Origin of the sequence: Streptomyces sp. PA03-5A (assembly GCF_033792725.1) — a bacterium.
GTDB lineage: Bacteria > Actinomycetota > Actinomycetes > Streptomycetales > Streptomycetaceae > Actinacidiphila.
Window position 1 is genome coordinate 69,751 of the sequence record NZ_JARAVL010000011.1, and the last position, 13,411, is coordinate 83,161.

14 protein-coding genes are annotated in these 13,411 nt (G+C 71.3%); 11 read left to right on the forward strand and 3 right to left on the reverse strand.

Features of this window, described 5'->3' with window-relative positions; all coding sequences use genetic code 11:
• Positions 1-300 precede the first annotated feature (300 nt).
• Genes PV410_RS15820 through PV410_RS15845 form a run of 6 tightly spaced genes read left to right on the forward strand, consistent with a single transcriptional unit; the run spans position 301 to position 5,912 of the window.
• On the forward strand, positions 301-1,671 hold the full coding sequence (locus PV410_RS15820; RefSeq protein ID WP_500325010.1) for an ABC transporter substrate-binding protein: 1,371 nt from the start codon (positions 301-303) through the stop codon (positions 1,669-1,671).
• 1 nt (position 1,672) lies between these two features.
• Positions 1,673-2,626, forward strand: a complete 954-nt coding sequence (locus tag PV410_RS15825) for a carbohydrate ABC transporter permease (protein WP_500325012.1) — start codon at positions 1,673-1,675, stop codon at positions 2,624-2,626.
• A gap of 2 nt (positions 2,627-2,628) precedes the next feature.
• The gene (locus PV410_RS15830; protein WP_500325014.1) at positions 2,629-3,531 is read left to right on the forward strand and encodes a carbohydrate ABC transporter permease; all 903 of its coding nucleotides are present in this window, start codon (positions 2,629-2,631) and stop codon (positions 3,529-3,531) included.
• 31 nt (positions 3,532-3,562) lie between these two features.
• The gene (locus tag PV410_RS15835) at positions 3,563-4,744 is read left to right on the forward strand and encodes a mandelate racemase/muconate lactonizing enzyme family protein (protein WP_500325016.1); all 1,182 of its coding nucleotides are present in this window, start codon (positions 3,563-3,565) and stop codon (positions 4,742-4,744) included.
• The gene (locus PV410_RS15840) at positions 4,741-5,079 is read left to right on the forward strand and encodes an L-rhamnose mutarotase (RefSeq protein WP_391579169.1); all 339 of its coding nucleotides are present in this window, start codon (positions 4,741-4,743) and stop codon (positions 5,077-5,079) included. Before PV410_RS15835 ends, PV410_RS15840 begins: the two co-directional genes overlap by 4 nt.
• Complete coding sequence (locus PV410_RS15845; RefSeq protein ID WP_500325018.1) at positions 5,076-5,912, forward strand: amidohydrolase family protein; 837 nt, start codon at positions 5,076-5,078, stop codon at positions 5,910-5,912. Before PV410_RS15840 ends, PV410_RS15845 begins: the two co-directional genes overlap by 4 nt.
• Here the strand turns inward: PV410_RS15845 and PV410_RS15850 are convergent.
• Together PV410_RS15850 and PV410_RS15855 are read right to left on the reverse strand one after the other, a co-directional pair.
• The gene (locus PV410_RS15850) at positions 5,897-6,679 is read right to left on the reverse strand and encodes a FadR/GntR family transcriptional regulator (RefSeq protein ID WP_500325020.1); all 783 of its coding nucleotides are present in this window, start codon (positions 6,677-6,679) and stop codon (positions 5,897-5,899) included. The two genes, PV410_RS15845 and PV410_RS15850, sit on opposite strands and share 16 nt — an antisense overlap.
• Before the next feature lie 199 nt (positions 6,680-6,878).
• On the reverse strand, positions 6,879-7,439 hold the full coding sequence (locus PV410_RS15855; RefSeq protein ID WP_500325021.1) for a hypothetical protein: 561 nt from the start codon (positions 7,437-7,439) through the stop codon (positions 6,879-6,881).
• Positions 7,440-7,475: 36 nt separating this feature from the next.
• Here PV410_RS15855 and PV410_RS15860 point away from each other — a divergent pair, with 36 nt between their 5' ends.
• The gene (locus PV410_RS15860; RefSeq protein ID WP_500325023.1) at positions 7,476-8,183 is read left to right on the forward strand and encodes a response regulator transcription factor; all 708 of its coding nucleotides are present in this window, start codon (positions 7,476-7,478) and stop codon (positions 8,181-8,183) included.
• Entirely contained in the window at positions 8,180-9,544 is a 1,365-nt protein-coding gene (locus PV410_RS15865; RefSeq protein WP_500325025.1) for a sensor histidine kinase, read from the forward strand. Before PV410_RS15860 ends, PV410_RS15865 begins: the two co-directional genes overlap by 4 nt.
• Before the next feature lie 39 nt (positions 9,545-9,583).
• On the opposite strand, the gene PV410_RS15870 is transcribed toward PV410_RS15865, so the two are convergent.
• Positions 9,584-10,351, reverse strand: coding sequence for a CAP domain-containing protein (locus PV410_RS15870; RefSeq protein WP_500325027.1), 768 nt, complete (start codon positions 10,349-10,351; stop codon positions 9,584-9,586).
• 336 nt (positions 10,352-10,687) lie between these two features.
• Here PV410_RS15870 and PV410_RS15875 point away from each other — a divergent pair, with 336 nt between their 5' ends.
• From PV410_RS15875 to PV410_RS15885, 3 genes are all read left to right on the forward strand, one after another.
• The gene (locus tag PV410_RS15875) at positions 10,688-11,158 is read left to right on the forward strand and encodes a cation:proton antiporter regulatory subunit (RefSeq protein ID WP_500325029.1); all 471 of its coding nucleotides are present in this window, start codon (positions 10,688-10,690) and stop codon (positions 11,156-11,158) included.
• Positions 11,159-11,162: 4 nt separating this feature from the next.
• Positions 11,163-12,383: a cation:proton antiporter gene (locus PV410_RS15880; RefSeq protein WP_500325031.1), complete on the forward strand. Its 1,221-nt coding sequence runs from the start codon at positions 11,163-11,165 to the stop codon at positions 12,381-12,383.
• Positions 12,384-12,462: 79 nt separating this feature from the next.
• Positions 12,463-13,410, forward strand: a complete 948-nt coding sequence (locus PV410_RS15885; protein ID WP_500325248.1) for a HAMP domain-containing sensor histidine kinase — start codon at positions 12,463-12,465, stop codon at positions 13,408-13,410.
• The last annotated feature ends 1 nt before the right edge of the window (position 13,411 follow it).

The window sequence follows — 13,411 nt, forward strand, 5'->3', positions numbered from 1 at the left end:
CGCCTCCGGCTGCCCACCCCGGCCGTGCAACCCGTCGGGGTGGGCAGCAGCGGCCGGACCACGGCCCACTTCTCTCCGTCATGTCCGAGGGACGCCCCGAACACGGTCCTGGTGATCGGCCGCGTCCCCGAATCGGTGGGCGACGCAATCACACGTCGGTGCCGCCGAGTTGCCGAACGGGACAACCGTCGACGCCCACCCCTCAAGACGATGCACCTCAAGCTCGTGACAAACATCATACGTATGCCCTACAGTCCAGGCGCGGAGTCGTCAACGAAGTCGACAAGACAAGGACATCCCATGGTCGGAATCCACTCTGTGGTGCGTTCGCGCCGTAAGGCGTCGACCGTCGCCGTGTTGTGCGCCGCAACGGCGCTCCTGACCCTCGCTGGTTGCGGCGGTGAAGGCAGCTCGGCGAACGGGGCGTACGGGTTTCCCGAAGCCAAGCAGGAGGCCTCCTCGACGATCACCGTCTGGGTGGACGCGGACCGACAGGCTGCCGTGAAGGCGTTCCAGACGGCGAACCCGGACACCAAGATCAAGGTCGTCACCTATGACGGGGCGGCCAACGGGTCCAACTCCTTCCGGACGAAGATGCAGCTCTTCGACCGCGCCGGCAGCGGCTGGCCCGACGTCGTCTTCTCCAGCCAGAACAACGACGCGGCATGGGCCAGCCAGAAGAGCAACGGCAAGCAGGCCTTCGCGGCCGTGCTGGACAAGGGCCTGGTCCCGAAGGACACGCTCGGCAACTTCACCGAAGGCTCGCTCAACCCCTGCACGGTGGAAGGCCGCGTGTACTGCCTGCGCAACGACCTCGCCCAGGCGGTGCTCTGGTACAACAAGTCCCTGCTCGACAAGTTCGGCTACGCCGTCCCCACCACGTGGGAGGAGTACCAGGCGCTCGGCGAGAAGGTCGCCAAGGAGCACCCCGGCTACATCGTCGGGACGGCCGGCGACGCCTGGACGCCCGAGGTGTTCATGTGGGGGAGCAAGTGCCAGGCCAATGACGTGCCCGGCCCCAAGTCCCTCACGGTGAAGACCGACTCGACCGAGTGCAAGCGGGCCGCCTCGCTGCTCGACACCCTCCGCGACAACGGGACCGTGCCGGTGGTCAGCGTGTTCACCCCCGAGTTCCTGAAGAAGTACTCGGGCAAGGTGCTGATGATGCCGGGTCCGGCCTGGTATGCCGGCGCGATATTCAACAACCCCCAGTCGCTCAACGTGCCGGCCGGGCAGCTCGGCGTCGCCGCGCCGCTGCCGTGGAAGGGCGAGAGCGGGGCGGTGACGGGCAACGTGGGTGGCGGAACCTGGTTCGTCTCCAGCCATTCGAAGAACCTCAAGGCCGCCGAGAAGTTCCTGCAGTTCGTCACCACCGCCGACGAGTACCAGGTCGATGTCGCACCGGGTTACCCGGCCTACGCGCCGGCCGCACAGAAGTGGGTCGCCAAGCAGGAGGCGAGCAAGTACTACGCCACCCCGCTGCAGCCGGTGGTGACCGCGGCGTCGCAGGTCTGGGACGGCTGGGGCTACCCCATGTTCAGCCAGGAGGCGATCTGGGCGAAGACGATCACCCCGGGGGTCACGGGCGGAAAGTCGATCGTGGACCTGCTGCCGGACTGGCAGACGGCCATCGAGAACCAGGCCAAGGTCAACGGATACAAGGTGAACTGATATGACCCTGGCTCCTCCGAGTGGCCAGCCGGCCGTCGACGCCTCAGGGCGTCGGCGGCCGGGCCGGGGCGGCGGCCGGGCGGCCGGCCGCGCCTTCGCTCGCAGTCCGATCGGCTATCTCTTCGTCTCGCCCTACGCGTTGCTCACCGTCGTCTTCGGGATCGTGCCGTCGCTCTACGCGCTGTTCCTGGCCTTCACGAACGCCGACGGCGGATTCGCGGGCTTCGACAACTTCACCACGGTCGTCGGCGACTTCCGGTTCTGGCCGGCCGTGTTCCACGTGACCACCTACCTCGTCATCTGGCTCCTTGGGCTGGTCGTCTTCGTCGTCGGCCTGGCGCTGGTGGTCCACGCCATCGGCGTGCGGTGGGTGAGCACGACCCTGCGCTTCGTTTACTACCTGCCCGGCGCGCTCGCGGGCGCGTCCAGCGTCCTGTTGTGGCTCTTCGTCCTCGATCCGACCGCCAGCCCCGTCAGCGGTCTGCTCAAGGCGATGGGGTTCGAGAGCTTCGTGCAGGTGATCCAGCCCGGCCACCTTCCGGCGATCTTCGCGATCATCGCGTTCTGGACCGGAGCCGGCGGATGGATCCTCATCATGTACGGCGCCCTCAACAACATCAGCACCGACGTGATCGAGGCCGCCCGCATCGACGGTGCGAACGCCGTCCAGATCGCGCTGCGGATCCAGCTTCCGATGCTGCGCAAATGGGTCGCCTACATGGGCGTCATGTCGCTCGCGGCCGGCACCCAGCTGTTCGTCGAGCCGCAGTTGCTCAGCCAGGCCAGCAACGCGGTGGTGCCCAACGACTACTCGCTCAACCAGCTGGCCTACCAGTACGCCTTCCAGCAGAACGACTTCAACGGCGCGGCCGCGATCTCGCTGATCCTGCTGGTCGTCGCACTCCTGCTGTCCTGGGTGTTCGTGACCCGCGGCGGCCTGTTCGAGAAGGAATGACCATGGCAGCACTCTCCGCCGGACGCCGCCGGCCAAGCCTCAGCGGGTGGAGCGGGCGGTCCATCGCAGGCGTCCTGCTCGTCGTCTTCGTCCTGTTCTTCGCCGTCCCGATCGTCTGGCTGCTGCTCGCGGTGACGAAGTCCTCGAAGACGCTCGTCGTCGCGGACCCGTTCTCGATCGGGTCGTGGTCGGACCTTGTCGCCAACTGGCACCAGTTGTTCGACTTCCAGGACGGTGCGGTGACGACCTGGATCGGGAACTCCGCGCTGTACGCGATCGGCGCTCTGGTGATCACGCTCCTCGTGAGCATCCCCGCCGGCTACGCGCTCGCGCTCACGGAGTTCAGGCTCCGGCAGGCGCTGCTGGTGCTGACGCTCGTCGTCATGCTGATCCCCAACACCGCACTGGTGCTGCCGATCTTCCTCGAACTGAACAGCGTCGGCCTGATCGGGAGCCCGCTGTCGGTGATCCTTCCGATGTCGTTCTTCCCGTTCGGCGTCTATCTCACCTACATCTACTTCTCGACCAGCATCCCTCGTGACATCCTCGCCGCCGCGCGCATCGACGGCTGCACCGGGTTCCAGGTCTTCACCCGGGTCGCCCTTCCGCTGGCCGCCCCGATCGTCGCCCTGGTGGCGTTCTTCAGCTTCGTACAGAACTGGAACAACTTCTTCCTCCCGTTCGTGATGCTGCCCTCGAGCGACGGCTACCCGATCCAGGTCGGGCTCACCTCGCTCCTGGCGTCGACCCCGGCTTTCAATCCCAGCTCCGCGGGATCCGACTCCGTCCAGCTGCCCACCCTGGCGCTGGGGACGATCGTGTCGATCCTGCCCGTCCTGGTCGTCTTCCTGTTCTCCCAGCGATTCCTGGTCGCAGGCATGACCGCTGGAGGAACCAAGGAATGACCACTCGCACCTGCAAGGAGAACCACCGCCGATGAAGATCACCGGGTACCGCAGTCTGAGCACCGTTCACGACTGGGGCAGAATCACCGGGGACGTCAACGGTGTCCAGCCCGGCCACGCCACGCCGGTCCCCGTCCTCATCATCGAGACCGACAGCGGAATCGAGGGAGTGGGCCTCGGGGCCCACGCCGACATCGCCCGTGTCTTCCCCGCGATCGAGGGCGACGACCCGCGCTCGGTCGTGGCGCTCTACGACCGCATGCTCGACCGGGTGTTCAAGGCCGGTCACTCAGGATCCACCTTCGGCACCATCGGGGCGGTCGACATGGCCCTCTGGGACATCAAGGCCAAGGCCGCCGACGAGCCGCTCTGGCGGACCCTCGGCGCCCGCGAGCGCTTTGTCCCGGGCTATGCGTCCGGTCTCGAGTACGGCCTGACCGACGAGGAACTCGTCCTCCTCTACGGCCGGTTCGCGGACCGCGGGTTCAAGGCCGGCAAGCTCAAGGGCGGCCGCGACCTCGACCGCGACCTGCCCCGGCTGGAGATCATGCGCGATGTCCTCAGCCGCAACTCCCGCCGGCCGGGGCTCATGTTCGACGCCAACGAGTCGTGGAACCACGCCCAGGCGGCCCGGTACGTCGCGGCCATCGAGGAGCGCATGGACCTCACCTGGGTGGAGGAACCGCTCCGCCGCTGGGATGCGGCCGGCATGGCCACGCTGCGTGGGAAGGTGCGCGCGGCGATCGCGACCGGCGAGAACCTCACCGGACTGGAGCAGTACCGTCCCCTGCTGGACGCCAACGCGGTCGACATCGTGCAGGTCGGCAACGTGTGGGGGATCACCCACTTCCTGCGCGTCGCAACGCTCGCGCACGCCCACGACCTGCCGGTGAGCCCCGTCGCGTACAACGCGAACCCGGTGGCGCACGCCGCCGCCGCCGTGCCGAACCTGCTGACCTTCGAAGTCCAGGACCTTCACTTCCCCGTCGGTCTCGACGTCGACCAGCAGTTCGACGACGGAGGCATCGTCCTGGGCGATCGCCCGGGCATCGGGATCATGGTGGACGAGTCCCGGATGTCACCGGCCGGCGCCGCGGCGCTCCTGCCCGCGGCGACCGGACCGCACATCCGGCCCGAACGCGCCGCCCTGCGGATGGTGGCCGAGCCGGACGTGATGGACGACCCGTTGTCCAGCGGAGGACGAACCTCGTGACCCGTCGACCCGAGCGCAGGGCCCTCGTCGTGGGTGTGCGGCCCGAGAAGCGCGAGGAGTACCTCGCGCTGCACCGTGCCGTGTGGCCGGGCGTCGAGCGAAAGCTCACCGAGTGCAACGTGCGCAACTACAGCATCTTCATCTTCGGCGACATCCTGTTCGCCTACTACGAGTACGTCGGCGAGGACCACGAGGCGGACATGCGTCGGATCGCCGAGGACCCGGTGTCGCAGGAATGGTGGACGCACACCGACCCGTGCCAGGTGAGAATCGCCGAGGAGCGTGATCCCGGGGCGCTGTGGCAGCCCGTCGAGGAAGTGTGGCACCTCGCATGACGGCCGGCATCGACGCCCATGTGCACCTGTGGGACCGGGCCGTGGACCCGCAGGACTGGATCGACACGGAGACCATGGCGCCGATCGCCCGCGACTTCGGCGCCTGGGACCTGAGCGGGATGCTGGCCTCGACCGGACTCGACGGTGCCGTGGTCGTGCAGTCGAGCAACAGCCTCGAGGAGAGCATCCGGCTCGCCGGGCTGGACTCGTCCGCCGTCGCCGGCCTCGTCGCGTGGGTCGACCTCGCGGCGGAGGTCGGACCTCAGCTTGACCGGATTCGCAAGGACGCCGCCGTCCCCGTCGTCGGGGTGCGGCATCTGGCCCACATCGACCCGGACCCGGAGTGGATGCTGCGCGAGGAGGTCGGCGCGGGCCTCGCGGTACTCGAGCGTGAGGGCCTGTGCTTCGACCTCGTCGTGCGTGAGTGGCAGCTCCCTCAGGCAACGCGCCTGGCCGCGCGCCACGGCGGACTCCGCTTCGTGCTCGACCACCTGGGCGGTCCGCCCGGGCCCGGGCAGGACAGGAGCACGTGGGCGTCGCGGCTGCGGGAGCTCGCGCGGCAACCGAACGTCGTCGCGAAGGTCTCGGGACTCACGTCGGGACTCGCCCCCGGATCATGGCGTGCGGCCGATCTCGCCGACCCGGTGGCGATCGCCCTGGGATCCTTCGGCCCCGAGCGTCTGCTCTACGGCTCCGACTGGCCGCTGGCTGAGCTCGGCGGGGGTGCGGCGCCCTGGAAGTCCGCTCTGGAAGCCCTGCTCGACGGGCTTTCCGCCGCGGAACGCGCGCGTGTGTTCGGCGGCAACGCTGCCGACGTCTACTCGCTCTTCTGATCGAGCGCCCGGCCGCGCGCCCGTGGCGCGTGGTCGGGCAGCCGACGACGCTCCCACGAGGTGTGGATGTGGTCGTGCATCGCCTTCTGGGCCGCGGCGACGTCCTTCCTTGAGATGGCGTCGACGATCGCCGCGTGTTCCTTCAGGGTCAGTGCGACCGCGTCAGGGGGGTCGATGCCCTGGTAGCGGCTGGACTCCGTGGCACGCTTGTACAGATGCTTGGCGATGTTCTCCGCCAGGCGGTTGCCGGAGATCTCCATGAGCGCGTAGTGGAACACCACGTCCGCCTGACGGAAGGAGTCCGTCTCGGACTCGCTTTCGCGCATCGTGGTCAACGCGTTCTCCAGCCTCCTCAACCCATCTGCGCTGCGGGAAGTGGCCACCGCTCCCGCCATCGCCGACTCGAGGCTCGCCCGCACGATCGTCAGCTCGTCGAGGACACCGAGCGTCGCGTCGTTGTCGATCAACGCGGACAGCACCACCGGATCGAGCATGTTCCAGTACCCCGGCGCCCGCACCTGGGTGCCACGCCCCTGGGAAACGATCACCAGGCCCTTCTCCTCGAGCCGCTTCACCGACTCACGCAGCACCGTGCGACTCACGCCGAAGTGTTCGCTCAGCGGACCCTCCGGGGGCAGCAACGCGCCTTCCTTCAACTGGCCCGTCACGATGAGGTCGACGAGCTCGGCAACGACTGCAACACCCAAGCGGCCGGCGGGCAGGCGTGGCGGGAACAGACGGTTCGAGGGCTGCGACTCGGATGGCATACGTATGACCTTATCGCTCCAGCAATCCGCGTCAGCAGAGGTTCATGGTTCATGACATGTCGCCGGCGTTACGTCCGGGTCGCAGAGGCGTTCCCGACGGACGAACAGGGCCCCGGCGTTTGCCCGGATCGTCTCGGCCTGGGGCGGGATCGAAGTCGAAACGCATGGCGCCCGGTACCCCGTCGCCGTCCGCGCCCGGTCACCAGGACACCTCGCGGATGGTCGCCTTGCTCTGCGGGGTCGTGGTGGCGACGATCTCGGAGCGGTGCCGGTCGCCGGAGAAGGTCACCGTCAGCTGCTGCGCCCCGTCACGCCGGGTGGAGACGGTGAACCCGCTGGCGGGCACGGCGGACACCAGGCACACGGCGTCCTCGCCGAAGCGCACCGAGGCCTGGCCGCCCTGGGACTGGAGGGTGTGGACCCCGGCGCCGCCGGTCCCGCAGTCGACGGGCGTGGCGGACGGGCGGGCGGTGCGGGTGGGGGGCGCGGTGGTGGCCGGCCGCACCGGGGTCCGGGTGGGCCGGCGCACGGTGGGGCTGGGGGTGCGCTTCGCGGCGGGGGACACCGGCGCGGACCGCGACGGCGAGGGCCGCGCGGGGGACGGGCTGCCGCCGGCGAGCGCGCTCTCGGGGATGTCCCGCGCGACGGGCGGCGTCGGGCGTGTCGAGCCCACCACGAAGCCCACCGTGAGCATGACCGCGGTCACGCTGACCGCGGTGCACGAGAGCCATATGACGACGTAGCGCAGGTACCGGGGCACGCCGCCATCTTTCCCGACCGGCTACTGTCCCTCCACATGGCATCCGTACTCCTGGTCGAGGACGACCCCGCGATACGCGCGCGGCTGGTCGAGGTGCTGACCGCGCACGGCCACATGGTGCACAGCTCGGCCTACGGCTTCGAGGCGTTGCGGCAGGCCGCGCAGCGCCCCCCGGACGCCGTGGTGCTCGACCTCGGGCTGCCGGACCTGGACGGGGTGGACGTGCTGCGGATGCTGCGCGGCATCTCACGGGTCCCGGTCCTCGTCACGACCGCGCGCGACGACGACAGCGAGGTGATCCGGCTGCTGAACGCGGGCGCCGACGACTACCTGGTGAAGCCGTTCTCCGGGGGCCAGTTGGTGGCCCGTCTGACGGCGGTGCTGCGCCGTTCGGCGATGGCGCCGGCGCAGCCGCAGGGCCCGGCCCCGGAGGGCGCGGCCGGCGCGCTGCGGGTGGGCGGTCTGCTGATCGACGTACCGGCCCGGGTGGCGTACCACGACGGGCGGGAACTGCGGCTGACGCGCCGGGAGTTCGACCTGCTGGCCTACCTGGCGGAGCACGTGGACCGCGTGGTGCCGCGCAGCCGCATCCTGGCGGACGTGTGGCAGCAGGCCTACGTGGAGGACCAGACGATCGACGTCCATCTGTCGGCGCTGCGCCGCAAGCTGGGCGAGCGGGCCTCGCAACCCCGCTACCTGCACACCGTGCGGGGCGTCGGCATCAAGCTGGTGACGCCGCGATGAGACGCGCCCTGGCCGGGGTGGCGCTGGCGGTGACGTCGATGGTGGCGCTGTCCTTCCTGATCCCGCTGGCGCTGCTGGTGCAGTCCGAGGCCCGTTCGCGGGCGACCACGGTCGCCGAGCAGCGGGCCGCGGCGCTGGCGCCGGTGCTCGCCCTCACCACGCGGCCCGCGGACGTCCAGCAGGCGGTGGCCGGGCTGGACTCGGGGGACCACCTGAGCGTGCGGCTGCCCGACGGGCAGGTCGTCGGGAAGGTGCACGCCTCCCAGGAGGCCCTGGACCGGGCGGCGGACGGACGGCGGACCGTGGCCACGGACACCTCCGCCGGCTGGGTCTACCTCCAGCCGGTGATCCTGGCCCGGGACCGGGTGGCGGTGGTGGAGGCCTTCGTCCCCCGGGCCGACCTGGACCGGGGGGTGAAGGCGTCCTGGGCGATGATGGCGTTGCTGGCGCTGGGCCTGGTGGCGGGGTCGGTGCTGGTCGCCGACCGGCTGGGCGCGCGCGTGGTGCGCGCGTCCCAGAGTCTGTCCCGCGCCTCGCGCTCGCTCGGCGCGGGGGAACTGGGCATCCGGGTGGAGCCCAAGGGGCCGCCGGAGCTGCAGGAGGCCGGGGTGGCCTTCAACACGATGGCCGACCGGGTCGTCGAACTGCTCGCCACGGAACGGGAACTGGTCGCCGACCTCTCGCACCGCCTGCGGACCCCGCTGACCCGGTTGCAGTTGGAGGCCGAGCGGATCGCCGCGCAGGTTCCCGGCTACCGGGACGAGGACCTGGAGGCCGCGATCGCGCACCTGGAGAGCGAGCTGGACTCGATCATCGACGCGGCCCGCACGCCGCTGTCGGCCTCGCCCGAGCGCCCGGGCCGCGCGCAGGAGTGCGACGCGTCGGCCGTGGTGCGCGGCCGGGTCGAGTTCTGGTCCGTCCTGGCGGCGCAGCAGGAGCGCGAGTGCCGGCTGGAGGCGACCGCGGAGGCGACCGCGGTCCCGCTCGGCGAGGACGACCTCGCGGCGGTCGTCGACGCGTTGATCGGCAACGTGTTCCGGCACACCCCGCAGGGCACCGCGCTGTCGGTGACGGTGGAGCGGACCGCCGCCCGGACGGTGCTGCTCACGGTGGACGACGCGGGGCCGGGGATCAGCGACCCGGACACCGCCCGGGCCCGCGGGGTGAGCGTCGGCGGCTCCACCGGCCTCGGCCTGGACATCGTGCAGCGGGCGGCGGCCGCCTGCGGCGGCGGCATGGAGATCACCAGGGGCCCGCTGGGCGGTACGAGGGTGCGGGTGACGCTCGGGCTCGCCGGCGGGCCGCCTGTGGGGGGAAGGAAAGCGGCCCGACGCGCGAGGCGTCACCCGCACCCGGCCTGAGGCCGACCGGCCGCCCCAGCTGACCGGCCGGTCGGCGGTTCAGCGGGGCGTGCCGAAGTCCTGGGTCCACCAGGGACCGTTGGACGACGTGTTCACGCCGACTCCGATCTGTTCGAAGGTGCAGTTGAGGATGTTCGCCCGGTGCCCCTCGCTGTGCATCCAGGCGTCCATCACGGCGGCGGCGGTCCGCTGGCCCACGGCTATGTTCTCGCCGAGGGCCGACCACTGGTACCCGGCCGCCTCGACGCGCCCGGCCATGGTGGACCCGTCGGGCCCGGTGTGGGAGAGCTCGCCCGAGCGGGCCATCACGTCCGTGTAGTCCTGGGCGGCCTCGGTGAGCCGGTCCTCCAGCGTCACCGGGCGGCATCCGGAGGAGGCGCGCTCCTCGTTGACCAGCCGGACGATCTCCTCGACCACCGAGTCGTCGGCGTCGGACCGCGAGGGCTGCGCCGCGACCGTCGTCGAGGCCGGTGACGGGGCCACCGTACGGGTCGGGGTGGCGGAGGGCCGCGGGGTGCGGGTGGGCCGCGAGGCCGGCTTGCGCCGCTCCGGGGTGGCGGAGGCGCTGGGGCTCGCGGTCGTCGGGCTCGGGCTCGCGGTCTCCGGGCGCGCGTCGGACGCGAGGGGGTCGTCGGCCTCCCGGTCGCCGGCCGCCAGCGAGGCCTCGTCCTTGCCGCCGTTGTTCCCGTACTGCGCACCGACCCCGACCAGGGCGCCCGCGGCGACCGTCGCCACCGCGGCGGCCAGCGGCCAGGACCGCGCCGAGGGGGCGCGGCGGGCGCGGTGTCGTTTCCTGTGGGAACTCATGCGCGGGGTACCTCCGGACGACGGGAACTCCACCGGGCACGTCCGAACGTGGTGTGCCGGGCACTGCGACCCTAGGCGCCCGTGGCGGAGAACTCGCCGGTCGGGGGCGGATCTTCAAGAACACATAAGGCTGCGCTCAGGTAAGGCACCGGTTCTCCCGGCCTTTTCCGTTCCGGGTGTGGGAACCGTCACACCGGGCCCGCGATGGGTGTCAGCACCCATATCGGCCCGGTTCGCCCGGATGAAAGGATGAGGATCCACGGGGGGCGAAACGGACGAGTAACGGGGCGGCGGCACGCCGTCCGTGAAGGGAACCGAGCTGTGCCTGCTCCGCGGATGAGCACGACACCATTGCCGGGCATCGGTGTCCGGTACGACCTCACCACGCGGGACCGGCGTCATCTGTCGGTGGTCGCCCACCGCGACGGATCGCGGACGGTGAACGTGTACCGGGCCGACGACCCGGACGCGTGCGCGCAGTCGCTGCGGCTGACCGGGCCCGAGGCGACGTCGCTGATCGACGCGCTGATGCCGACGCACCACAGCCCGAACCTGCTGCACACGACCGACCTCGGTCTGGTCGCCGAGCGCATCGAACTGCCCGTCACCTCGTACTGGAACGGCCGCCTGCTCGGCGAGACGCGGATGCGCACGGACACCGGCGCCTCCATCGTCGCCGTGCTGCGCAGGGCGGACGCGATCCCCTCCCCCGCACCGGACTTCCGCCTGGCCGGCGGCGACACGATGATCGTCATCGGCACCCGTGAGGGTGTCGAGGCCGCCGCCGCGATACTCGGGCGGGAGTGAGTCCTTGCACTCCGCGGTCTTCCTCATCGAATTCGGCGCCATCATCCTCGGTCTCGGCCTGCTGGGCAGGGTCGCCGGGCGGTTGCGCTTCTCCCCCATCCCCCTCTACCTGCTGGCCGGGCTCGCCTTCGGCGAGGGCGGGATCCTGCCGCTGGGCACCAGCGAGGAGTTCGTGGCGATCGGCGCCGAGATCGGCGTCATCCTGCTGCTGTTGATGCTCGGCCTGGAGTACACCGCGAGCGATCTGATCGGGAACCTGCGGACGCAGTACCCGTCGGGCCTGGTCGACATCGCGCTCAACGCCCTGCCCGGCGCGGTCGCGGCGCTGCTGCTCGGCTGGGGCCCGGTGGCCGCGGTGGTGCTGGCGGGCGTCACCTGGATCTCCTCCTCCGGGGTCATCGCGAAGGTGCTGGGCGACCTCGGGCGGCTCGGCAACCGCGAGACGCCGGTGATCCTGAGCATCCTGGTCCTGGAGGACCTGGCGATGGCGGTGTACCTGCCGATCCTCACCGCCCTGCTGGCCGGGGTCGGCTGGGCGGCGGGCAGCGTGACGCTGGCCGTGGCGCTGGGTGCCGCGGGCCTGGTGCTGCTGGTCGCGGTCCGCTTCGGGCGCGTGATCTCCCGGTTCGTCTCCAGCGACGACCCGGAGAAGCTGCTGCTCGTCGTGCTGGGCCTGACGCTGCTGGTGGCGGGCATCGCCCAGCAGTTGCAGGTGTCGGCGGCGGTGGGCGCGTTCCTGGTCGGCATCGCGCTGTCCGGGGAGGTCGCCGAGGGCGCCCATTCGTTGCTGAGCCCGCTGCGGGACCTGTTCGCGGCCGTGTTCTTCGTCTTCTTCGGTCTGCACACCGACCCGGCCAGCATCCCGCCGGTCCTGCTGCCGGCGCTGGCGCTCGCGGTCGTCACCGCGCTCACCAAGATCGCCACCGGTTACTGGGCGGCGCGCCGCGCCGGGGTCGCGGTGCGCGGCAGGTGGCGGGCGGGCGGCGCGCTCGTGGCGCGGGGCGAGTTCTCCATCGTCATCGCGGGGCTGGGGGTCACGGCCGGCATCGAGCCCGCGCTGGGCCCGCTGGCCACGGCGTATGTGCTGCTGCTGGTCGTCTTCGGCCCCCTGACGGCCCGCTACACCGAGCCGCTGGCCCGGGCACTGGCCGGGCGCCGCGCCCCGGCGGCCCTTACGAGCGGCTCCGAGCCGGAGCGCACCCCGTCCCCCGTCGCCGGGGACTGACCCCGCGCGCCCGTCGTCCGCTTCCCGCATGCTCGCTGTCCCCCGGTTCCCGCTTTCCCCTGAGAGGAGGCCCGTGGCCGTGTCGCTGTTCTGGCGGATCTTCCTGCTCAACGCCGTCGTACTGATGGTGGCGACGACGCTGCTGCTGGGGCCGGTCACGGTCTCCTCCCCCGTCCTGCCGGCCGAGGCGGCGGTGGTCGTGGCGGGCCTGGTCGCGATGCTGGTCGCCAACGCCGTGCTGCTCCGGGTCGGGCTGGCGCCGCTGCGCCGGGTGACCCGGGCCATGGCGGCGGCGGACCTGCTGCGCCCCGGGCGCCGGCCGTCCGCCGCCGGGCACGGCGAGATCGCCGAACTCATCACGACCTTCAACACCATGCTCGACCGGCTGGAGAGCGAACAGGCCGCCGGCAGCGCCCACGTGCTCTCCGGCCAGGAGGCCGAGCGGCAGCGCATCGCGCAGGAGCTCCACGACGAGGTCGGGCAGACGCTCACCGCGGTGCTGCTCCAGCTCAAGCACGTCACCGAACTCGCGCCCGGCCCGCTGCGCGAGGAGTTGCACCAGGTCCGCGAGACCACCCGCGCCGGCCTGGAGGAGATCCGCCGCATCGCGCGCCGGCTGCGGCCCGGGGTCCTGGAGGAACTCGGCCTGCCCAGCGCCCTGCGGGCGCTGACCGCCGAGTTCACCTCCCCCGCACTGGCCGTGCGCCACCGCATCGACCCCCACCTGCCCGCCCTGGACGAGCAGACGGAGCTGGTCCTCTACCGGGTGGCCCAGGAGGGCCTGACCAACACCGCGCGCCACGCGGGCGCCGGCCGGGTCGACCTCCTGCTGGAACGCACCGCCACCGGTGCGCGCCTGACCGTCCGCGACGACGGCAAGGGCCTCGGCGCCGCCCCGGAGGGCGCCGGGATCCGGGGGATGCGCGAACGCGCCCTGCTCATCGGGGCGCGCCTCACGCTCCGTCCGGGACCCGACGGCGGCACCGAGGTGCGGCTCGACGTTCCCGCCCGCGAGGAGGACCGCTGAC

Coding starts and splice junctions, on each gene's coding strand:
- PV410_RS15845 (WP_500325018.1), top strand. CDS start 5,076: ATGACGGCCGGCATCGACGCCCATGTGCACCTGTGGGACCGGGCCGTG.
- PV410_RS15860 (WP_500325023.1), top strand. CDS start 7,476: ATGGCATCCGTACTCCTGGTCGAGGACGACCCCGCGATACGCGCGCGG.
- PV410_RS15875 (WP_500325029.1), top strand. CDS start 10,688: ATGAGCACGACACCATTGCCGGGCATCGGTGTCCGGTACGACCTCACC.
- PV410_RS15865 (WP_500325025.1), top strand. CDS start 8,180: ATGAGACGCGCCCTGGCCGGGGTGGCGCTGGCGGTGACGTCGATGGTG.
- PV410_RS15870 (WP_500325027.1), bottom strand. CDS start 10,351: ATGAGTTCCCACAGGAAACGACACCGCGCCCGCCGCGCCCCCTCGGCG.
- PV410_RS15850 (WP_500325020.1), bottom strand. CDS start 6,679: ATGCCATCCGAGTCGCAGCCCTCGAACCGTCTGTTCCCGCCACGCCTG.
- PV410_RS15820 (WP_500325010.1), top strand. CDS start 301: ATGGTCGGAATCCACTCTGTGGTGCGTTCGCGCCGTAAGGCGTCGACC.
- PV410_RS15825 (WP_500325012.1), top strand. CDS start 1,673: ATGACCCTGGCTCCTCCGAGTGGCCAGCCGGCCGTCGACGCCTCAGGG.
- PV410_RS15830 (WP_500325014.1), top strand. CDS start 2,629: ATGGCAGCACTCTCCGCCGGACGCCGCCGGCCAAGCCTCAGCGGGTGG.
- PV410_RS15835 (WP_500325016.1), top strand. CDS start 3,563: ATGAAGATCACCGGGTACCGCAGTCTGAGCACCGTTCACGACTGGGGC.